Here is a 20,070-nt window from a genome sequence, read left to right as displayed (position 1 = left end):
CTAAGTATTTATATACTTTATTGTGTGGTGATTTTGCACTTTAATTATAAATTACCAGGGCTTTTATTGCTTATTACTTGCCAATCAAGCAAAATTCGCTAATGTATAGAGGTTAGACCAGTTAGTTGGGGCAGAGGATGTTAGAACAACAATTAGAATTAAAACACACACAATTACGTAACCGCTTAGTGATGGGCTCAATGCATACCGGACTTGAAGAAGGCTGGCATAATCGAAAACGCTTACGTGCATTTTATGATGCCCGCGCAAAAGGCGGCACTGGAATGATTATAACCGGAGGCTACAGTCCTAATTTACGCGGTAAACTCACCCCGATTTCTTCTTCGTTTAATAACTATTACGATGTTTTTAAACATCGGGCTTACACTGATGTAGTGCATCAACATGGGGGGAAAATTTGCTTGCAACTATTGCATGCTGGACGTTATGCGTATCACCCATTTAATCAAGCACCAAGTGCCATTAAAGCGCCTATTAACCCCTATAAGCCAAAAGCGATGTCACTTTCAAGTATTAAAAAAACGATAAAAGACTTTGCTCACTCAGCTCGCATGGCACAAAAAGCCGGTTACGATGGAGTTGAGATAATGGGCTCCGAAGGGTATTTAATTAACGAGTTTATGGCGGGGTATACTAGGGGCTGTTGATCTTTGTAGTACATATATCAATCAGCCCACATTGGTAGCCACATCATAGTAAATGCTAAAGCGAGCATTGAATGATAATTTCGTTCAAGCTTTTCATACCGCGTGGCTATCCCTCTATATTGCTTAATACGGCCAAATGCATTCTCAACCAAGTGCCGATATTTGTACATGCACCAGTCAATATCTTCATTGCCTACTAAACTGTTGCCCTTACGTGGAATAACGGGTGTAGCGTTATTATCACGAACAAACGCTCTCAGTTTTTCACTGTCGTAGCCTTTATCTGCGACAACCATATTACTTGTTGGGCAATTAGCTACGAGTGACTCTGCATGGACGATATCATGCGTATTCCCACAGGATAATTCATAATAAACAGGCAACCCTCCGCTATCGACTGCAAGATGAATTTTCGTAGAATTTCCACCTCGGCTCTTTCCAATTGATTCATTGTCAGCAGTTCTTGCACCGCAACTATGTTGATGAGCCCTGACAATACTGCCATCAATGAAGACCCAATCCATGTCCGCATCACGAGATAATGCGCGAAACAGTTCATTCAAAATCCCTTTTTTGGACCATAAATTAAACCGTCTGTAGATAGCACTCCAACGGCCAAAATCAGAAGGTAAATCTCGCCATGGAATACCTGTGCGCATCTTATACAGTATGCCTTCGAGCGTTTTTCTATGGTTGGGCTTATTATAAATTCGACCACTTAAGTACATTACTTTTGATAAGACATTCCATGTCCCGTCTGTTAACATTAATCTTGGCATGTAGGTTCGGTGTAAAGTTTTCTGGCGAATTCAATTATACCTTATCTTCATGCTGTTTGTTTTTCATACCACAAAGATCAACACGCCCTAATAAGCGTAATGATGAGTTTGGTGGCAGTTTAGAAAACCGTATGCGTCTAGCGGTTGAAATAGTTAAAGCCGTTAGAGCTAAAGTCAGTAAAGAGTTTTTAATTATATTTCGCTTATCTGTTATTGATTTAATTCCAGATGGCTCAACTCCTGATGACGTTACTATTCAGGCAAAGACACTTGAGCAAGCAGGAGTTGATATATTCAACACCGGCATCGGCTGGCATGAAGCCCGAATACCAACTATCGCAAGTATGGTGCCGCCGGGTGCTTATAAAGAAGCATCAAAGCGACTAAAGTCAGTGATTAATGTGCCAGTTATCGCGGTTAATCGGATCAATACACCCGATATTGCTAATCAAATTTTAGCTGATGAAGAAGCTGATTTGATTTCAATGGCGCGACCATTATTAGCTGATCCTGACTTTTTTAATAAATATAAAGCTAAGCAATTTGAACAAATTAATATTTGTATTGGTTGTAACCAAGGTTGTTTAGATCATGTATTTAAAGGCAAAAGAGCTACTTGTTTGGTGAATCCGCAAGCAGGTTATGAGCTTGATTATCCGCTTGAACAAGCGCATAAAACTAAAAGTGTATTAGTGGTGGGCGCCGGTCCTGCGGGGCTTTCAGCAAGTTGCTATCTTGCACAAAAAGGTCATAAAGTAACCTTGATAGATAAAAAGATGCAAATGGGGGGGCAGTTTAATCTTGCTATGCAAATTCCGGGTAAAGAAGATTTTATTCATACTTTACTTTATTACACGAATGAATTAAAACGTCTAGGAGTCACCGTTGAGCTTGGTAAAGCTTATCAAGATGATATGTTAAGTCATTTTAATGATGTTGTTTTTGCAAGTGGTGTGCGTCCTCGAGAAGCGAATATAGCTTGCTCTGACGGCAAACGGGTATTGGCTTATGATGAGGTTATTCGGGGTGACGTTGAGCTTGGGCAATCAATCGCTATACTGGGAGCTGGCGGGATTGGCTTTGATATGGTGGCTTATCTAACTGAACATAAAAACCAATCCATCGAACAATTTAAAACCCAATGGGGCATTGAGCAGCCAGCTAACCCTGTTAAAGACCCTCGAACAATCTATATGCTAAAACGAAGTGCAGGGCGTTTTGGTGGTGGTTTAGGTAAAACAACCGGCTGGATACATAGACGAATTGCAAAGCAACATGGTGTAAACCAAATAGCTGAATGCGAATATTTGTCATTTGATAACAATGGTTTAACCATTAAAATAGCGGGCGAACATAAAGTACTTAACGTTGATACCGTCATTGCCTGTATTGGGCAAGTTTCAAACGATGAAATCATCGCTTCAAGTCAAGGAAAAGCAAACGTATACGTTATAGGTGGTGCAAAGCTTGCTTCAGCTATTGACGCTAAGCGAGCCATATTTGAAGCATTACAAGTCGCAAGAGCAATATAATGCAACTATTTATTAAATTAATCAGCTTAGCCTAGGTTGAGGCTCGTTTCTTATGCCTTCTAAAAGGCTTGGGTAAGTTATTGAATACTAAAAGTTGGTTTAATGAATAGAAATAAATGATGAGTAACGTATGGGCAGCTTATAGGTGACGAACTATATGCCTATAGGTTCGCCTCTAAAGCTCATCAAGCAAACATGCTTGTTGTTTAGATACAATTTACATCAGCTAAATGCGTGTATGAAAGCAATAATAATCTTTTCAGGCTGTTATTTTTTCTATTGCTAGCGTTTCGTATCAAAATTAATCTTGCCTTTTTAAGCGACGATTTCTACCGTTTATAATTGATGTTATGCTAATGTTTTTTCTTCAGAGTAATTTTATGGACGCTATCGAGCTTTTATTAACCCGTCAATCCACAGCTAAGCTTTCTTTTCCTGGTCCAAGTGAGGAGCAATTAGCCATTATTAAACAAGCTGCTTTAAAAGTCCCCGATCATGGTGGTTTATCTCCTTGGCAGTTTATTATTGTTGAAGATGAAGGTCGTGATCGCCTTGGTGAAATTTTTTATCAAAGCGCGGTTGATGAGCAACAGCCTGAAAAAGTGATAAATCGGGCTAAAGACTTGCCACATAGAGCACCTATGGTCATTATCGCGATAGCTAAATACCAAGAACATCCAAAAGTACCGCGTATAGAGCAAGTACAAAGCGCTGGTTGCAGCGTACTGACGATGCAACAGGCCGCTTTTGCACAAGGCCTTGATGGTATTTGGCGTACCGGCTACTTTGCTCAAAGTAGTGGAGTTAAAGCGGCGCTTGGCTTGGCTGAATGTGATGAAATAGTCGGCTATTTATATCTTGGCACAGCGGTGGTTGATTGCACTAAACCCACTCGTCATCAAGTCGGTGACTTTTTTACCTCTTTGTGATCACAATAGTGAACTATTGAGCTTTTCAGTAGTCAGACGGCATTAAGGTTGGCAGTGTTATTTTTTATAAGTTAACGCTTAATGCTGTAAGAAGCGCTAGGATGCAGTGGTAAATAATTCTTCTTCAGTTTGTTTTTTAATCGGTTGTTTTTTGTTAGTGTATGGGAAGTCTTATAAAAAAAACGATAAAGAAGACGAGAATGATGGGCAATTTATTTTTACAAGAAAAAGAGAAGTGGTGGGCATGGTCATTATGGGGCATGGTCGGTGCTGTGATTACACTCTATATTGCTATGAGTACTAAAACACCACACTTTATTGCGATATCAGCGTTTGGTGTACTGGGATTACTTACTTTGTGGATGCAGCGTACAAAACGCTTTGATTTTGGTCGTGCATTTAAGGTATGTCTTTATGTTTCTTTAGTTAGTGTACTACCAGCATTTGTATTGGTTATTATACCAAGCGATGATTTAAATAAGTTTGATGTGATCTTTCAAGCAATCAGTTTTACTACATTTAGTTTATTAGTTTGTTTGATTTGCTCATGGATAGCTAAAAGACCTAAGCAATATTACTAATAATCAGCAATTTTATCTTAATTGTCTTTTAGGGGTTTACAACAACTTCCTTAAACACTATCATTCGCGCCGTACGGAGAGATGGCAGAGTGGCCGAATGCACCGGTCTTGAAAACCGGCAGGGGTTTATAGCCCCTCTAGGGTTCAAATCCCTATCTCTCCACCATCATTTAAAGAAACCGCCTTATTGGCGGTTTTTTGCTTTATGGAACAGTTCTTTATTGGAAAGTACTAATATGAATACTTCACGCCCTTTGTCTAAACCACAACGTATAATCAAACATATTTTACTTTGGACTGTGTTTAGCTACTGCTTTCATAGCGCCATTAATTTATTAGTAAAAATGGCATTAGATGCTGAACCTGATAATGCATTGCTCACCGCTATTATTTATTGCCTTGGCTTTAATGTTTTAACAGCGCATTTGATCACTAAATATGATAAACACTTCCCTGTCATAGCTGCTTTATTTATTGCTTGCGTTGGCTTGATTGTGGTGCCGCTTATATTTGTTGGTGCCGCTGCGCTATTGGCAAGCGAGCTTATCGCTGTTATTTGTATTAGTTTACCTTTGCTAACATTATTAGTCGCTTTTTTAAAGCGCCGTGCAGAGAAAAACTCACCTGAAAAGCGCTAAACTGAGCCCAAAGGCGATTCTTTTTATGTTAGCATACGCGGGTCTTTTAACTAACAAAACGTGAAAAACACATTATGTCAGATAATTTTAGTACAGGTGCTGAAAAAGCAAGTTATGGTATTGGTTTACAAATGGGCGAGCAACTTAAAGCAAACCCTTTTGAAGGTTTAAACCTTAATTCAGTATTTGAAGGCATGAAAGATGCTTATACAGGTAATGATTTCCAAGTGGAGATCCCTGAAATTCAAGCGGCATTTGAAAAAATTAACACTGAAATTCAAGCACGTCGTGAAGAAGAAGCAAAAGTACTTTCAGCTGAAGGCATTGCATTTTTAGAAGAAAATGCAAAACGTCCTGAAATAACAGTAACTGAATCTGGACTTCAATATGAAGTAATAACAACAGGTGAAGGCGAAAAACCAACAGCAGAGTCAACAGTACGTGTTGATTACCATGGAACGCTTATTAATGGTACTGTTTTTGATAGTTCATACGAGCGCGGTCAACCTGCTGAATTCCCAGTAGGCGGCGTGATCAAAGGTTGGACTGAAGCATTACAAATGATGCCTGAAGGCACAAAATGGCGTGTCTATGTTCCTCATGACCTTGCTTATGGTGAACGTGGTGCAGGTGCTGCCATTGCACCATTCTCAACGCTAATATTTGATGTTGAGCTACACGCTATTCTTTAATTAGATATCTATTCGCCATTACCTGAGGTTTCCTTAGGTAATATAAAGGTGAATAATAAAAAGCCACACTCGATAATATTGAGTGTGGCTTTTTTGTGTGTGCTGTTTAATCGCTAATAACGGCAAGTAGGGAAGCCGCTATTAACGATAATTAATAGGCTTTAAAGCTAATTAAAAGTATCCACGAATACCAAAGCTGAAGTTACGCCCTGGTAAAGGTGCTTTTTCTTTAATAAATGAGCTATGTACAAAACCTAATTCATCAGTAAAGTTTTCAATTTTTAAATACACTTGCGTATCAACTTGACCTAAATCAAGCTGATAATTTGCACTAGCATCAAATAACGTATATGACTCCGTAGCTGTTTCATAGGCTGTAATATCATTTTGCTCGAAGTAATGAGTACCTGTCAGGCTAAACTGCCAATCAGAAATTGAGTATTGCAATTCTGAGCCTAATTTGTTTGCAGGAATACGAGGTAGATTAGCATCATCTTCATCTGATAACTTTGCGGTTGTAGAATCACCAAACACTTTTACCATTGCATTAGGGTTAATTTGATAATGTGCATCAAACTCGATTCCATATAGCTCTACATCGCTACTTACAAATTGATAAACAGGTGAATCACCTTCATGACCTTCTGCAGCTGTTTCTAAGCCCACTTCTTCGTCATAAACAAGGCCTGTATTTTGTTGGAAATAGAAGTTTTCAATGTCGTTATAGAAAAAATTAATGTTATAACCAAAGTCACCAACAAAACGTCTAAAGCTTAAATCAAGGTTTGTTGATTTTTCTTGCTTGATATCTTCTGGTTCAAAATGAATTTCACCGTTTTCAATCTCGTAACCAAGACCAAGCTCATAAGTACCAGTAGCTATATGTAAGCCATTTGATAGAAGTTCAGCTGAGAGTGGGGCGCGTTCAGAGTGCGAAGCACTTAATGCCATGCTATAGCCCGGTTTGTACTGCCAAATTGCACCAGCAGAAAGGCTTAAGTTGGTAAAGCTTTGGTTGTATTGCGTTGCGCTCGTTTCGTGCTCTTCTTCTTCGTGCTCGTGCTCGTGCTCATGATCGTGATCAGATGCTGTAATTGAACTTTTAATTTCGTAATCTTCTATTCGGCCACCCAGCTCTACTGTAACATCACCAAACTGGCGCTCTTCTAGAATAAATAGCGCATGAGTGGTTGTTTTGCTTGCTGGGGTAAATGCTTCTTCACCATCTGCATCGTAGTCAGATTCACTATAATGATAGCCAACCATACCATGCCAATCACTTAATTTATGTTCGATATTGACTCGCGCTTCAGTGGTTTCATTTTTGAAAATAGTACCGATGGCGCCATCTTCAATTTCAGCATGCTGGTAATCTGTATAGCCTAAACGTAGGTTAATACTTTCAATCCAATTGTTGTGTAAAGAGTAGCTCATTAGTCCTTGCCAGCGATCCTGTTCTACTTTCGCGTAGACAGCTTCTTCTTCATCTTGATGGTTATGGTCTTCTTCATGGTTATGGTCTTCTTCATGATCATGGTGTTCTTCATGAGCATGGTGATGCTCATGCGCTGGAATGCCGTAGTCAGTTTCAATACGTCCGTATGAAGCACCAATGGTAAAGTGCTCTCCTACATAGCTCGTACCAAAGTTGACTGTTTCGCTATCAATGAATGTGTTCTCTACCGAAGAAGCTAGTTCAGGCTCTTCGCCATCTTCTGCGGGTAGTTGAAAGTCAGGTGTATCGTAATCATCACCTTTACGTTTAGTACCATCAAAATGAAAATTAAAGTTATCATGACCTGTTTCGAGCTTTGCAGCATAGGTGTTGGCATTAGAAACTGTATCATGATTATATTGTGCCGCACCGGTAAGGCTCTCGATATTATCAGTTGGGATACGGTTATCAACAACATTTACAACACCACCGATAGCACCAGAACCATATAATAAAGTTGCAGGCCCACGTAACACTTCAACTTGTTCTGCTGCTAACGTGTCGTTTGAGGTTGCATGGTCAGGACCAATCCTTGAAGCATCGCTGCTGTCTAAGCCATTTTGGGTTATTTTTACGCGAGGACCACTAAGACCACGAATAATAGGGCTTGATGAAACTGGGCCAAAGTAGCTTGAATTCACGCCTGGCAAGCCTTTTAAAGTTTCACCCAGTGTTGGTTTTGATTGGTTTTTAAGTTCATCACCTGATAATACATTGACGGGTGAAATCATCTCTAAACTATTTTTGTGAAGTCCAGAGGCATATACCACAACAGTTTCAACTGATGTAGGTGTTAAGCTTACATTAACGGTCTGATCGGCATCATTAATAGCAACACGCTCATCAATGTAGTTGCTTTTACTGATGTGTAATTGGCCTTTATTATCAATATCAATATTAAAGTAACCTTGGTCATCTGTTTTTACGCTTTTTGTTTTACCATGAACGTGTACATCGGCATCAGCAATAGGCTGGTTGTTATTATCGGTAACTTGCCCGTTTACAACTGCGGCGAATGCGTTGTGAGAGAATAAGGCCGCGGCAACGGCCGCAGAAATCATAGAATATTGCTTCATTATCATTACTACATTTTGGCTTGTTAATGTTGTGATATAATATAACACTAGGGTAGGCGCTAAGCAACAACGTTATAGTATAGCTTTAGGCTTATGTGTAGTGTTGTGCTTATTCAACTTATGGCCAAGGTATGAGTTTTAGATGGCAACTGAACGATTAAATAATCGCACGCTTGAAGTACTTCTTTATACCAAACATGACTACACACAAATGTTAACGACTGCTACTTTTAAGCACTAATTAAAGTGAACGTTAATTGGTCCTGAGTTTTATTGGACATTTGCTTATTCTTTTATGATGCTTAAGTTAAGATAAGGCATGCTATTGATAAGTCTCACACTTATGTTAAGAAATTGAATACATGTTATTCTTTACTTAGTTACCTAGTTTAAGGGACCTAATTTTAAGCGAGAATTACTAGGTAATAGTTTGATGTTTATAGACTCGAATTTTGTAAGTATGAATGATTAAATCTCGGTTGTTTATTATAGAGTGAAAGTTTTAAGAAGTGACAGATATGAAAATACCGAAAGAGATTAAAAGCCAATGGCTAACGTATATAGATTTAAAAGAAAAGGGCTTAAAAAACAAGCAAATAAGGCTTTAACAAGTGTAGTTAATATAATCAATATGTACGATGTGGGTTATTTCAATGATTTTTTATATTCGTTGTGTAAGTTAGAGCTAAACAAAGGCATTAATAACCAGTTGCAATATCCTATTTTTGTCAAGTGCATTTTACCTATCTTAGTTGAGGGGATTAGGAATAACTCAGTAAAAGATATTGTTTACCTCGTACAAGCGAATGAAGGTGGTTTTTCTAGAGAAATATATAAAGAGTTAGGAGATATATCTAACCGAGACTTATTAAAAACTGCTTTGATATCAGAACCTGATAACACGACAGTAAAAAGCCTACTCGGTGCTGATTATGTTTATGACTTATATTATGGTGCCCACCACTTGCCAGACTTTATGATTGGAGATATTGCATACGTTACTTCATTAATTAATGAGTCTAGTGATTTTTTCGATGCAAACAGTCAAGTTCTACATAAAGATCTGATTAATGAACATAGCTATTACTGCCAACTATATAGAGATTATATTATGTGGGAATCAGGTTGCTTTGATTTCGACTTTTCTACATGGTGTGAAAAACACAACCGAAAATATAGTTGGGTAAAATCATACTACTATGAATGATTTTACATTAATGAATTAATACTAGCTTATAACCATTGAAATTGTTAACTAGTTAGCCTAGTTTAATGATGTATAATCCTTTAGTACGTAGCATATTTAAACGTAGCCCTTTGAAAATTATCGTTATATAAAAGTATAAAAATATGAAAGTCGGTGTTGTCAGTTTTAGTTATGGTTTTTTGGCCAATGTTTCTACCAAACACAGCAAATTAACCCGCTAACTAATTTTTATGTATCGTATCTCTCGTGATCAAACAAAAAACTAGTTAAGTTATTGAATAAGCCATTGAGCAAATTTAAGTTAATTGAAGCGTTTCATTATCAATTTAGTCAATCTCAATTACGCTATTTTATTCAGCTCTAATTATTAGATTGATAAAATTTCAGAACAATACTTTGAATCCTTACTAAATCCAGGCTCATTGTTTGATGTAGATACATCAGAAGTAGTTTCATACTGAGTCTTGTTCATTAAGCTCATCGATAATATGGGCAGTTACGAAAAGACAAAAGTTTTGTTTAGTTATCCGGTGGGCTTAGTGATTATGAGATAGCTAACATTAACATCGTACGGTTAACTGTAATGATTCAAAACGTGGTCATATAGCAAAAATTCAAACGTTGCTAGATGCCGTGCAGATTAATTTAAATATTAATGATTAGACTTTATAAGGAGTAAAAGTGGTTTTACCAATATTTAAATATCACCCAAACCCTATTTCAACAGGTGCCATTGTTCAAAGTGATGAAGAGTGTGAATGTTGTCAGCAAGCCTCAGGTTATATTTATACAGCATCATTTTACACCAAAGAAGAGGTAAGTTTTATTTGCCCTTGGTGTATTGCTGATGGTTCAGCCGCCGCTAAATTTGAGGGGATGTTCTCAGATGATTTCTTTTTACTCCAAGCAGGTGTCGTAGAAGAGGTTATTGATGAGGTTTGCGATAGAACTCCTGGTTATCATTCATGGCAACAGGAACAGTGGCAATCTCATTGCTCAACAGCTTGTGAATTTCATGGCGATGCATCAAAAAAAGAATTAGCTGAGCTTAGTGGTATAAAATTAACGCAATTTTTAAATGAAAATAGGTTCAAATTAGAGCAATGGCAAAGTATGTTATCGGTGTATGAGGAAGGTGGTAATCCTGCAATCTATAAATTTAAATGCACTGAATGTTCACACTATCTAGCGTCAATTAACTTGGCCGGTTCCGCGTCAATTATCTTGGCCGGTTGACACCGAATTTTATTTGCTCTTATTGAGCGCTGTTTTGCGTCGGTAACTTTCACCTTCGCAATGAATAATCGTTGCATGATGAACCAAGCGATCTATTGCCGCTACAGTCATCGTTGAATCATCAAATAGTTCATCCCATTGTTCGAATGATTTGTTTGATGTGATGATCATGCTGTGTCGCTCATAGCGATGGGCTATCAATTCAAACAGCACGCTCGTTTCCTGTTCCGTTTTTCGTACGTAACCAACGTCATCAACGATTAATAAGCTGTATTTATCGAGCTTTACAAGTTCGTCTTGCAAGCGTAAATGTCGCTTTGCTTGCTGGAGTTGTTGAACAATCGCTGACGCGGCAACAAACTTAACTTTATGGCCCTGCTCGATAAGGCCATAACCGATACTACTGGCGATATGCGTTTTACCAAGACCACTGGCGCCAAATAGCAATATATTGCCACCGTGCTTCAACCAATCCGGCTGATTTATTAAATCAGCAACAAGGGGCTTACTAACCCCATCAACAAGGGTAAAGTCGAAGCTGCTAAGGTGTTTACCCACGGGCAATTTTGCATCTTTTAAAAGCCGCTGAAGGCGTTTATCATCGCGTGTCGCAAGTTCAATATGGCACAGCTCAGATAAGTATTGCTGTGGGCTCCATTGTTCTTCTATCGCTTTTTTGCCCAGGGTATTCCACTGTTGAAGCATGGTGCTAAGCTTTAATTGTTTCAGCATTAAAGGTAACGAGGCCGTGAAGTTATCCATGTAGACCTCCCGGTATCATGCTGCTATAAGCGCTCAAGCTGTGTTGCTTTATTGTTATTGTGGGTATGTTTGATGCAATCACTAAAAATTGCGCTTCACATTCTCGGATGGCCGGTAATTGTCGCTGAGTAATTGACGCTGCTACAAATCGTCCTAATTGACGTTCGCACCCACTTTGTTTTGCTAAATGGAGCAGTTTTACCATGTAATAGCTCGCTTCATCCGCTAAAAGGTGGGCATTAACGTATTCCCAAATAGCTTTGTAATTGTCGCTTGGAAGTAAGTCGTCACGTAGTTGTGAGTAGCGAAATGCCAATGGTTTTTTAACCAGTGCGTCAATAACATGCAAGTAACTAATATTACGTGCACGGCATCCTTTAGAAGCATAGACACGCGCTAACGTTTGAACTAAATCGCTGCCATAGTGCAGCTCTAAACGGTTGTCATATAAACGAACCAGTAATCGGCTACCAATAAGGCGTGACGGGACGCTATAGGTAACACGTTTCAATGAAATAGTACTCGTACGTGACACCGTTAGATAATGCTCGGTGTAATTGACGCTCATCGTCCGTGGTAAAGCATGTAATTGTCGCTGCTCTACTGCGTATTTATCACTTACACGGCGATTACGGCGAGCTACAATGTCGGCAACAAACGATTCATAGACTTCTCTTGTCTGAAAGTCATAACTACCACGGATTTTTAATGCTTGCTCCAGTTGCGATTTAAGATGCCCATGAGGGCTCTCAATAGCCCCATTTTCATGCGCAATACCGCGGTTATTGCGGGTCGCTTTAAAGCCATAATGGGTGACTAATTCATTAAAGCGCTCTGTAAAATCGTTATCATTAGTGTGATTACGATAGGCGGCACTCAGACTGTCTGTACGCACTTCTTTAGGCACACCGCCGGCTGCTTTAAATGCGTTTTGCACGCCATCAGAAAAAGCAGCAAAGCTTTCACCGCCGTAGATCACTTGGGCGTAAGCCCAGCCACTGGCGGGCATACGATAATGAAACAACATATGCTTTAAGGGTTCACTAGCAATGGTAACGGGTGACTTCACATGTGTAAAATCACACATACCTAATAGGCCATACTCGTGTGTTTGCAGGAATACGACCTCTTTACTTGAGCCATACAGTGCCCGCCATTTATGAATTCGACGCTCTAATGTACGCCGTGAGCTAGGGTTAAATTTGTCGGTGTGAAACTCGCAAAGGTGATCAAAAATTCCCACCGGAGTTAACGTTGCATCACCTTGAAGTAGAGGGACAACAATACTGTCCCAGATAGACTCAAGTGGATCTATACGCGTTCGCCATTGGCGTTTATTAGACAATGGCTGCTCATCCAGTTTATCAATGCGCCTTGCTGAACGTTCTGAAATACCTGCTTTCGCAGCCGCGATAACTTGGCTATTACGTTTTCTATGTTTCATATAAATAGTGACCTGCTGATCAGTGATTCGTGTTCCCGGCACAGTGAACTCCTCCGTTCTGCTGTACCGAACCTTATCAGATCAACCGGCCAAGATAATTGTCGCTAGACCGGCCACCGTAATTGTCGCTTAATACACACATTATTTATACTTTAGACTTTACCTAGTGATAGTTTAAAAGTAGTAGGAGTAGAGCTTTATGCTGAAAACTGAAACAGGCAATCCTCAGGAAATATTACTCTACGCGGGTAATGCGAGTGATTCCAAAGAAGTTCGTGAATCATTGTTAGCTTATCCAATTGATAATAGGCATTATAAATTAGCTATTTCACCTGCTTTAGTTTTAGGTATCGCGATGGGTGATGTCATCAATATCATTGACTTAGAGCATGGCTACTTTGAACTAATAAAACGAGGTGGAAACATAAGTATTCAAGTATACAGCGACTCAATTACAGTAGTTGAACCTTACTTAACTCAAAAGTTAGTGGCTTTAAGTGGCTTTTTAGATGGTATAAATAACGGTGTTTGTGTATACACTGTACCTGCTTCAGCAGGGTTTGATAAGATTGAGTCTGTTTTTAGTGATGTGATGACTGTATTTAATAATACACAATGGTATTACGGTAATGTTTATGCTGATGATGGCGAAACGCCCTTAAATTGGTGGTAAGTCATGTTTGCGTTATTTTAGCGTATGAAGCGAAACTTATTTGTTACTTAAAATTCACCAGTCAAAAAATAGACTAACGAATTAATAATAATAGAGGAACTGATGGTTGAATATAATAATAGTATGGCATTCGAGCCTCTGATCAATATATTGTCGCGTGGTGGTACCGAAATTGAAGCAGGGTGGTTATATCTTCCACAGGATGAAGAATGGCTTTTACACACTAATGGGTTAATAATTGACGACGACAAACTTGAAACTAATCAGGTTGATAGTCAGGGCGTACCACTAATCGCTTTACAAAAAAAGTTAGTGTCTACACTAGACTCAGATACTATTGAAGATATTAATCACAGTGCCAAAGCACTTGATTGCGAGTTTACAGAGGCGTTATTACTCGAAGCTTTTTTATATTATTACCATTATGATGCCTTTTTACCTTATTCAGGTTTTAAGCCTATTCCACGTGAAGAATATCAAATCAACATAGATAAAAATTTCTATGACTGCTTAGGCGCAGAAAGAGCTAATACGCTATGCAAAAAATCTACATGTCAACGAGGTGCAATTACAAGTAGTGTTTTTTGTCGAGTTCATCATTTTGAAATGATAAAAAACAAACCTTGTCCATTTTATCACTAATCATAGTGCTAAATTAAATCTTTAAACGTATATCACCGTTGGGTTTACAACAACAGAGTAATACCTCTCCGTCTCTTACAAACGCTAACGGTTCTTGATTATAACTGACTTCACCGCTTAATAGCTCAGCACGACAGGCGCCGCAATACCCTTCACGGCATTGAAATGGAATAGTTAGCTTTCGTTGCTCTAAACAATCTAAAAGGGAATTGCAGCCAGTGCTAAAATCGATACACTGGCTGGTATCTGCAAGATGGACTCTTGCAGGTTTTTTGTCGCTCATTAGAGATCGAAATCACCGAAGTCAGAAGCATCAACTTGTGAGTCTATTTGACCTACAAGGTAAGAGCTAATTTCAGTCTCTTGTGGAGCAACTTGTACGTTGTCTGATGCTAACCACGAGCTGATCCATGGAATAGGGTTGTTATTATTTTCAAATTGCGGCGGAAGGCCTACCGCACTCATACGAGAATTAGTTATATATTCAACATACTGACATAAAATGTCTTTATTTAAGCCAATCATTGAGCCATCTTTAAACAGATATTCTGCCCATTCTTTTTCTTGCTCAGCGGCATCAACAAACATTTGGATCGCTTGTTCGCGGCACTGTGTTGCAACAATTGCCATTTCAGGGTCGTCTTTGCCATCTTGCATAATATTTAAAATATGCTGAGTACCTGATAAATGTAGAGCTTCATCGCGAGCAATTAATTTGATTATTTTAGCGTTACCTTCCATTAGCTCGCGCTCTGCAAACGCAAATGAACAAGCAAAACTAACATAAAAGCGAATCGCTTCTAAAATGTTTACCGACATCATGGCAAGGTATAATAATTTTTTAAGTTCAAATAAGCTAATGTGAACGGTCTCACCGTTGATCACGTGCTTACCTTCACCATATAAATTATAAATAGATACCTGATTTATCAAGTCATCGTAATATTTTGTTACGGCATCAGCACGTTCACTGATTTTGTCATTACTAACGATATCGTCAAAAATAAGTTCAGGTGATTGAGTAACATTACGAATAATATGCGTATAAGAGCGACTGTGAATAGTTTCGCTAAATGCCCAAGTTTCAATCCATGTTTCTAGCTCTGGAATGGACACAATAGGAAGCAAAGCAATATTAGGCGAGCGGCCCTGTACACTATCAAGTAGTGTTTGGTATTTAAGGTTACTCAAAAAGATGTGTTTTTCGTGTTCCGGTAGCGCTTGGAAGTCTAGTCGGTCTTTACTTACGTCTACTTCCTCTGGACGCCAGAAAAACGACAATTGCTTTTCAATTAACTTTTCAAAAATAGGGTACTTTTGCTGATCGTACCGTGACACGTTTACTGTTTGGCCGAAAAACATCGGTTCTTTTAATTGATCATTATGTGTTCGGCTAAAAGTGGTATAAGACATAGTGGTTACTCAAAAAACAGTCAGGACAAAGCGGGCATTAAGCCCGCTTTCGTTATTTTACTTTATAGTTAAATCTTGCATGCGCCGCCAGCGCAATCATCATCTTCAACTTGTGGAGCTTGGTCATCTTGTGAATCAGATGAACCATCACGGGTATTATGATAATAAAGTGTTTTGACTCCTAGCTTATAAGCGCTAAGCAAGTCTTGCAATAACACCTTCATAGGGACTCTTCCACCTTCGTACTTATTTGGATCATAATTAGTATTAGCTGAAATTGTTTGGTCAACAAACTTTTGCATAATACCAACAAGTTGTAGGTAACCATCGTTTGATGGAATATCCCATAGTAACTCGTAATTATCTTTTAAACGCTCATACTCAGGTACAACCTGCTTTAAAATGCCATCTTTACTGGCTTTAACGCTGATATGCCCGCGAGGTGGCTCAATACCATTTGTCGCGTTAGAGATTTGCGATGATGTTTCTGAAGGCATCAGTGCTGACAATGTCGAGTTACGCATACCGTGCTCTTTAATATTAGCACGTAATGCATCCCAATCTAAATGCAATGGCTCATCACAAAACTTGTCAAGATCACGCTTATAAGTATCAGTTGGCATGATGCCTTGAGAATATGTAGTTTCGTTAAACTTAGGGCAAGCGCCGCGTTCTTTAGCCAGTTCATTTGATGCTTTCATTAAGTAATATTGAATTGCTTCGAATGTTTTATGTGTTAGCGCATTAGCACTACCGTCAGAGTAACGCTTACCATTTTTAGCTAAGTAATATGCGTAGTTAATTACACCTATACCGAGCGTACGACGACCCATGGTGGCATTATGCGCTGCTGGAACAGGGTAGTCCTGGAAATCTAATAAGTTATCAAGTGCACGTACTGCAAGCTCTGCTAACTCTTCTAGTTCATCTAGTGATTCAATTGCACCTAAATTAAAGGCTGATAACGTACAAAGTGCAATTTCACCGTCTTCGTCGTTAACATTATTGAGCGGTTTAGTAGGTAATGCAATTTCCAAACATAAGTTAGATTGACGAATAGGTGCCACGGTCGATATAAATGGGCTATGAGTATTACAGTGGTCGACATTTTGTAAGTAAATACGACCAGTACTTGCACGCTCTTGGGCAAACATTGAGAATAATTCAATCGCTTTAATGCGCTTTTTACGGATTGATTCGTCTTGTTCATATTTCACATACAGCTCATCAAACTTGGCTTGATCTTCAAAAAATGAATCATAAAGGCCAGGCACATCTGATGGACTAAATAAAGTGATGTAGTCGTCTTTAATTAAACGTGAATACATTAGCTTATTAAATTGTACGCCGTAATCCAGGTGACGGACACGGTTATCATCAACACCACGGTTATTTTTAAGTACGAGTAAGTTTTCTACTTCTAAATGCCAAAGCGGGTAGAAAAGTGTTGCAGCACCGCCGCGAACACCGCCTTGTGAACAGCTTTTTACAGCTGTTTGAAAGTGCTTATAAAAAGGAATACAGCCAGTATGGTACGCTTCGCCGTTACGTATAGGGCTACCAAGGGCACGAATTTGTCCTGCGTTAATACCGATCCCCGCGCGTTGAGATACATATTTAACAATCGCAGAAGAAGTCGCATTAATTGAGTCTAAGCTATCGCCACATTCAATTAGTACACACGAACTAAATTGACGCGTAGGTGTACGTACCCCAGCCATAATAGGGGTAGGTAGTGAAATTTTAAATAAAGATACGGCATCATAAAAACGCTTAATGTAATCAAGACGCGTTTCTTTTGGATAATCTGAGAATAAACTTGCCGCAACTAAAATATATAAAAATTGGGCGCTTTCATAGATTTTACCCGTAACACGGTTTTGAACTAAATATTTACCTTCAAGCTGTTTTACTGCTGCATAACTAAAATTTAAATCGCGGTCATGATCTAGGTAGTTATCAAGTTCATCAATTTCTTGTTCAGTGTAGTCGGCAAGTAAATGTGCGTCATAGCGCTTGTCTTCGACTAATTTTACAACGTGATCGTATAAACGGGGCGGCTCAAATTGGCCATATGCTTTTTTACGGAGATGGAATACAGCTAATCGTGCAGCTAAATATTGGTAATCAGGCGTATCTTTTGAGATCTGATCAGCGGCTGCTTTGATAATGGTTTCGTGAATATCATCAGTACGAATTCCGTCATAAAATTGAATATGTGACTTTAATTCAACTTGTGAGACAGACACATTATTTAGACCTTCTGCGGCCCAAGCGATGACGCGATGGATCTTATCCAGATCAAGTGACTCTTTACGGCCGTCACGTTTGCTTACAGATAGCTGTTGGTTCATAGTTTTGCCTGTATTCCTTGGGAAAATTATACTTTGAATAACAAAGTAATTTTATATAACTCTTTTTGCTCAGAACCCTAAATAATAGGGCGCTTGTTGAATAACATTTAGCCACAATATCTGGTGTTCTTTAATTTACAGATCACAAGATAGTGTGGTCGGCTCTGTTTTGCAAGGGATAGAAATTCCTCTTTTTGTGGATAACATTGGGATAAGGTATTTACGTTAGTGCTCACTAACCTTTGACCAATCACTGATGAAGAAATTTGTAAAAATCAACTAAAGATCTACAAATATACATACTTTTAAAAATAAATTTTGTCTGCTTTTTTTATCAACAAATAATGTTCAAAAACTATCTTTATCACTATATATAGTATCAACTCGTGTTTTAGGCACTATATATGGTTAAATCCGTCAATTGGTGTTTGCCAGTTAAAGTCGGCTTGCCAGCTTAAAGCCTCATCAATACTGGGTATGTAGCCCCAAAGCGCGGTTGCACTGTGCATGTTGGCAGCTTTAGCTGCAACAATGTCACGCTCAGCATCGCCAATATATAAGCAGCGTGTTGGATCAACATTCAATAATTCTGCGGTATGTAATAGTGGTAACGGTGAAGGCTTTGCTATATTAATAGTATCGCCACTAACTATAGCTTGCACGTTAGCTAGTTCTTTAAAGGTTTTGACTAACGGCTCAGTTAAAAAACCGGGCTTATTAGTCATGATCCCCCATTTTATTTGTTGCTGCTCAAGAGCAATTAAAAGTGGGGCAATACCTGAAAAACAGCGGCTATGCACTGCAATACTAGCAGCGTAATACTCAAGCAGTTGTTGCCTAAGCCCTTGCTGGTCCATCTCAGGCCACTGCGCCGCAAAGCCAAGTTCAAGTAAGGCATTTGCGCCATTAGAGGCCACAGGACGATACTGCTCAGCAGAGACTGGCGCTATCTTTACACTTTTGAGCACCTCATTAAGTGCCGCACCTAAATCATCTGCGGTATCGAGTAATGTGCCATCTAAATCAAAAATAAACGCATCATAGTCAATATCATGTGGTTTAAACCCGACCATTAGGCAAGTTTCTCAAAATGTAAAATATAGTTAACGCTGACATCACTATTAAGCGCGTACTGTTTAGATAGGGGATTATAAGTTAAGCCTGCACTGGCGCGTACCTTTAATCCTGCTTGCTCAGCCCATTGAATTAGCTGCGCAGGCTTAATGAATTTTTTATGGTCATGAGTGCCATCAGGCACCATTTTTAAGACTTTTTCAGCACCAATAATGGCAAATAAATACGCTTTTGCAGTTTTATTCAACGTTGAAAAAAACACATCTGCTCCGGGTTTCGCAAGTGCAGCCACAGCATGAATAATTGAAGCTGGATCGGGAACGTGTTCAAGCATTTCCATACAGGTTACTACGTCAAAGCGAGCAGGATGTTGGTTGGCATATTCCTCGGCCGGTATTTTTATATAGTCAACGTTAACGCCGCTTTCAAGTGCATGTAATTTAGCAATAGATAAAGGTTCTTGGCCCATATCAATTCCGGTAACGTGAGCCCCCATTTTCGCCATGCTTTCACTTAAAATTCCGCCGCCACAGCCAACATCTAAGGTGTGCTTATCAAATAAGCCGTTACATTTATTTGCGACAAAATCTAATCGCAATGGGTTAATTTCGTGTAAGGGTTTAAATTCACCCTCGCGGTCCCACCAACGCTCAGCGATGGCTTCAAACTTTGCAATTTCTGCACTATCTACATTTTGATGTTCGGTCATAAAAAGCTTCCTCGTCAATCTGAGGCCATTATATAGGGGGAAATTGATAAATCGCAAAGATTTAGCGCCTGTAAATCTAAATTAATTGTGGTAGCATGGTGTTGTAATAATAACTAATACTGCTAAGCGGCCACTATAGTGGCACTTTGGTAAGTAAATCCTGAAG

General features: G+C 39.0%; 17 protein-coding genes, 1 tRNA gene and 2 pseudogenes. 11 read left to right on the top strand and 9 right to left on the bottom strand.

The window, feature by feature from the left end; all coding sequences use genetic code 11:
• Nucleotides 1–137: 137 nt before the first annotated feature.
• Nucleotides 138–656, top strand: a pseudogene (locus ACT3S9_RS07975) (oxidoreductase); the annotation flags it as partial.
• Nucleotides 657–685: 29 nt separating this feature from the next.
• On the opposite strand, the gene ACT3S9_RS07970 reads toward ACT3S9_RS07975, so the two are convergent.
• Nucleotides 686–1,447 (bottom strand): IS5 family transposase, encoded by a 762-nt coding sequence (locus ACT3S9_RS07970; protein WP_089367531.1) that lies wholly within the window; start codon nt 1,445–1,447, stop codon nt 686–688.
• An 8-nt stretch (nt 1,448–1,455) separates the two neighbouring features.
• Between ACT3S9_RS07970 and ACT3S9_RS07965 the strand changes: the two are divergent.
• The 6 genes and pseudogenes from ACT3S9_RS07965 to ACT3S9_RS07940 all read left to right on the top strand — a co-directional run.
• Nucleotides 1,456–2,979, top strand: a pseudogene (locus ACT3S9_RS07965) (oxidoreductase); the annotation flags it as partial.
• Nucleotides 2,980–3,359: 380 nt separating this feature from the next.
• Nucleotides 3,360–3,908 carry an NAD(P)H nitroreductase gene (locus ACT3S9_RS07960; RefSeq protein ID WP_441835386.1) on the top strand — a complete coding sequence of 183 codons (549 nt, stop codon included), beginning with the start codon at nt 3,360–3,362 and terminating at the stop codon, nt 3,906–3,908.
• A 203-nt stretch (nt 3,909–4,111) separates the two neighbouring features.
• Nucleotides 4,112–4,489 carry a hypothetical protein gene (locus tag ACT3S9_RS07955; protein ID WP_441835401.1) on the top strand — a complete coding sequence of 126 codons (378 nt, stop codon included), beginning with the start codon at nt 4,112–4,114 and terminating at the stop codon, nt 4,487–4,489.
• Between the two features lie 75 nt (nt 4,490–4,564).
• Nucleotides 4,565–4,655: transfer RNA gene (locus ACT3S9_RS07950), tRNA-Ser, on the top strand.
• A gap of 70 nt (nt 4,656–4,725) precedes the next feature.
• On the top strand, nt 4,726–5,127 hold the full coding sequence (locus ACT3S9_RS07945; RefSeq protein ID WP_441994825.1) for a hypothetical protein: 402 nt from the start codon (nt 4,726–4,728) through the stop codon (nt 5,125–5,127).
• Between the two features lie 74 nt (nt 5,128–5,201).
• Nucleotides 5,202–5,819 carry an FKBP-type peptidyl-prolyl cis-trans isomerase gene (locus ACT3S9_RS07940; RefSeq protein ID WP_441993619.1) on the top strand — a complete coding sequence of 206 codons (618 nt, stop codon included), beginning with the start codon at nt 5,202–5,204 and terminating at the stop codon, nt 5,817–5,819.
• Nucleotides 5,820–5,990: 171 nt separating this feature from the next.
• Here ACT3S9_RS07940 and ACT3S9_RS07935 read toward each other — a convergent pair whose 3' ends face one another.
• Nucleotides 5,991–8,390, bottom strand: a complete 2,400-nt coding sequence (locus tag ACT3S9_RS07935; protein ID WP_441993617.1) for a TonB-dependent receptor — start codon at nt 8,388–8,390, stop codon at nt 5,991–5,993.
• A gap of 547 nt (nt 8,391–8,937) precedes the next feature.
• Here ACT3S9_RS07935 and ACT3S9_RS07930 point away from each other — a divergent pair.
• Together ACT3S9_RS07930 and ACT3S9_RS07925 are read left to right on the top strand one after the other, a co-directional pair.
• Nucleotides 8,938–9,597 carry a hypothetical protein gene (locus ACT3S9_RS07930; RefSeq protein WP_441994827.1) on the top strand — a complete coding sequence of 220 codons (660 nt, stop codon included), beginning with the start codon at nt 8,938–8,940 and terminating at the stop codon, nt 9,595–9,597.
• A gap of 681 nt (nt 9,598–10,278) precedes the next feature.
• Nucleotides 10,279–10,833, top strand: a complete 555-nt coding sequence (locus ACT3S9_RS07925) for a CbrC family protein (protein ID WP_444750879.1) — start codon at nt 10,279–10,281, stop codon at nt 10,831–10,833.
• Nucleotides 10,834–10,842: 9 nt separating this feature from the next.
• Here ACT3S9_RS07925 and istB read toward each other — a convergent pair whose 3' ends face one another.
• Both istB and istA read right to left on the bottom strand, forming a co-directional pair.
• Nucleotides 10,843–11,595: an IS21-like element helper ATPase IstB gene (gene istB / locus ACT3S9_RS07920; RefSeq protein WP_208835222.1), complete on the bottom strand. Its 753-nt coding sequence runs from the start codon at nt 11,593–11,595 to the stop codon at nt 10,843–10,845.
• Nucleotides 11,588–13,081, bottom strand: a complete 1,494-nt coding sequence (gene istA, locus ACT3S9_RS07915) for an IS21 family transposase (RefSeq protein WP_443490040.1) — start codon at nt 13,079–13,081, stop codon at nt 11,588–11,590. The genes istB and istA overlap by 8 nt, the downstream gene beginning before the upstream one ends.
• Nucleotides 13,082–13,238: 157 nt before the next feature.
• Between istA and ACT3S9_RS07910 the strand changes: the two genes are divergently transcribed.
• Both ACT3S9_RS07910 and ACT3S9_RS07905 read left to right on the top strand, forming a co-directional pair.
• Entirely contained in the window at nt 13,239–13,712 is a 474-nt protein-coding gene (locus ACT3S9_RS07910) for a DUF4265 domain-containing protein (RefSeq protein ID WP_441835525.1), read from the top strand.
• Between the two features lie 102 nt (nt 13,713–13,814).
• On the top strand, nt 13,815–14,354 hold the full coding sequence (locus ACT3S9_RS07905; RefSeq protein WP_441835526.1) for a DUF7716 domain-containing protein: 540 nt from the start codon (nt 13,815–13,817) through the stop codon (nt 14,352–14,354).
• Between the two features lie 13 nt (nt 14,355–14,367).
• Here the strand turns inward: ACT3S9_RS07905 and yfaE are convergent, their stop codons facing one another.
• The 5 genes from yfaE to ubiG all read right to left on the bottom strand — a co-directional run bounded on the left by yfaE (nt 14,368) and on the right by ubiG (nt 19,904).
• Nucleotides 14,368–14,637 (bottom strand): class I ribonucleotide reductase maintenance protein YfaE, encoded by a 270-nt coding sequence (gene yfaE, locus ACT3S9_RS07900; protein WP_441835527.1) that lies wholly within the window; start codon nt 14,635–14,637, stop codon nt 14,368–14,370.
• Nucleotides 14,637–15,767, bottom strand: coding sequence for a class Ia ribonucleoside-diphosphate reductase subunit beta (nrdB, locus tag ACT3S9_RS07895; RefSeq protein WP_441835528.1), 1,131 nt, complete (start codon nt 15,765–15,767; stop codon nt 14,637–14,639). Before nrdB ends, yfaE begins: the two co-directional genes overlap by 1 nt.
• A 68-nt stretch (nt 15,768–15,835) precedes the next feature.
• Nucleotides 15,836–18,121, bottom strand: coding sequence for a class 1a ribonucleoside-diphosphate reductase subunit alpha (gene nrdA / locus ACT3S9_RS07890; RefSeq protein ID WP_441835529.1), 2,286 nt, complete (start codon nt 18,119–18,121; stop codon nt 15,836–15,838).
• 398 nt (nt 18,122–18,519) lie between these two features.
• Nucleotides 18,520–19,194 carry an HAD family hydrolase gene (locus ACT3S9_RS07885; RefSeq protein WP_441835530.1) on the bottom strand — a complete coding sequence of 225 codons (675 nt, stop codon included), beginning with the start codon at nt 19,192–19,194 and terminating at the stop codon, nt 18,520–18,522.
• Complete coding sequence (ubiG, locus tag ACT3S9_RS07880) at nt 19,194–19,904, bottom strand: bifunctional 2-polyprenyl-6-hydroxyphenol methylase/3-demethylubiquinol 3-O-methyltransferase UbiG (RefSeq protein WP_444750878.1); 711 nt, start codon at nt 19,902–19,904, stop codon at nt 19,194–19,196. The genes ACT3S9_RS07885 and ubiG overlap by 1 nt, the downstream gene beginning before the upstream one ends.
• Between the last annotated feature and the right edge of the window lie 166 nt (nt 19,905–20,070).

The sequence above is a fragment of the Pseudoalteromonas sp. AOP31-A2-14 genome, assembly GCF_052378035.1.
Taxonomy (GTDB): domain Bacteria; phylum Pseudomonadota; class Gammaproteobacteria; order Enterobacterales; family Alteromonadaceae; genus Pseudoalteromonas.
Note: the sequence above shows the minus strand (reverse complement) of the source record. Positions and strands in the feature narration are given on the sequence as shown.

Coding starts and splice junctions, on each gene's coding strand:
- ACT3S9_RS07970 (WP_089367531.1), bottom strand. CDS start 1,447: ATGCCAAGATTAATGTTAACAGACGGGACATGGAATGTCTTATCAAAA.
- ACT3S9_RS07960 (WP_441835386.1), top strand. CDS start 3,360: ATGGACGCTATCGAGCTTTTATTAACCCGTCAATCCACAGCTAAGCTT.
- ACT3S9_RS07955 (WP_441835401.1), top strand. CDS start 4,112: ATGGGCAATTTATTTTTACAAGAAAAAGAGAAGTGGTGGGCATGGTCA.
- ACT3S9_RS07945 (WP_441994825.1), top strand. CDS start 4,726: ATGAATACTTCACGCCCTTTGTCTAAACCACAACGTATAATCAAACAT.
- ACT3S9_RS07940 (WP_441993619.1), top strand. CDS start 5,202: ATGTCAGATAATTTTAGTACAGGTGCTGAAAAAGCAAGTTATGGTATT.
- ACT3S9_RS07935 (WP_441993617.1), bottom strand. CDS start 8,390: ATGAAGCAATATTCTATGATTTCTGCGGCCGTTGCCGCGGCCTTATTC.
- ACT3S9_RS07930 (WP_441994827.1), top strand. CDS start 8,938: ATGGCTAACGTATATAGATTTAAAAGAAAAGGGCTTAAAAAACAAGCA.
- istB (WP_208835222.1), bottom strand. CDS start 11,595: ATGGATAACTTCACGGCCTCGTTACCTTTAATGCTGAAACAATTAAAG.
- ACT3S9_RS07910 (WP_441835525.1), top strand. CDS start 13,239: ATGCTGAAAACTGAAACAGGCAATCCTCAGGAAATATTACTCTACGCG.
- ACT3S9_RS07905 (WP_441835526.1), top strand. CDS start 13,815: ATGGTTGAATATAATAATAGTATGGCATTCGAGCCTCTGATCAATATA.
- yfaE (WP_441835527.1), bottom strand. CDS start 14,637: ATGAGCGACAAAAAACCTGCAAGAGTCCATCTTGCAGATACCAGCCAG.
- nrdB (WP_441835528.1), bottom strand. CDS start 15,767: ATGTCTTATACCACTTTTAGCCGAACACATAATGATCAATTAAAAGAA.
- nrdA (WP_441835529.1), bottom strand. CDS start 18,121: ATGAACCAACAGCTATCTGTAAGCAAACGTGACGGCCGTAAAGAGTCA.
- ACT3S9_RS07885 (WP_441835530.1), bottom strand. CDS start 19,194: ATGGTCGGGTTTAAACCACATGATATTGACTATGATGCGTTTATTTTT.
- ubiG (WP_444750878.1), bottom strand. CDS start 19,904: ATGACCGAACATCAAAATGTAGATAGTGCAGAAATTGCAAAGTTTGAA.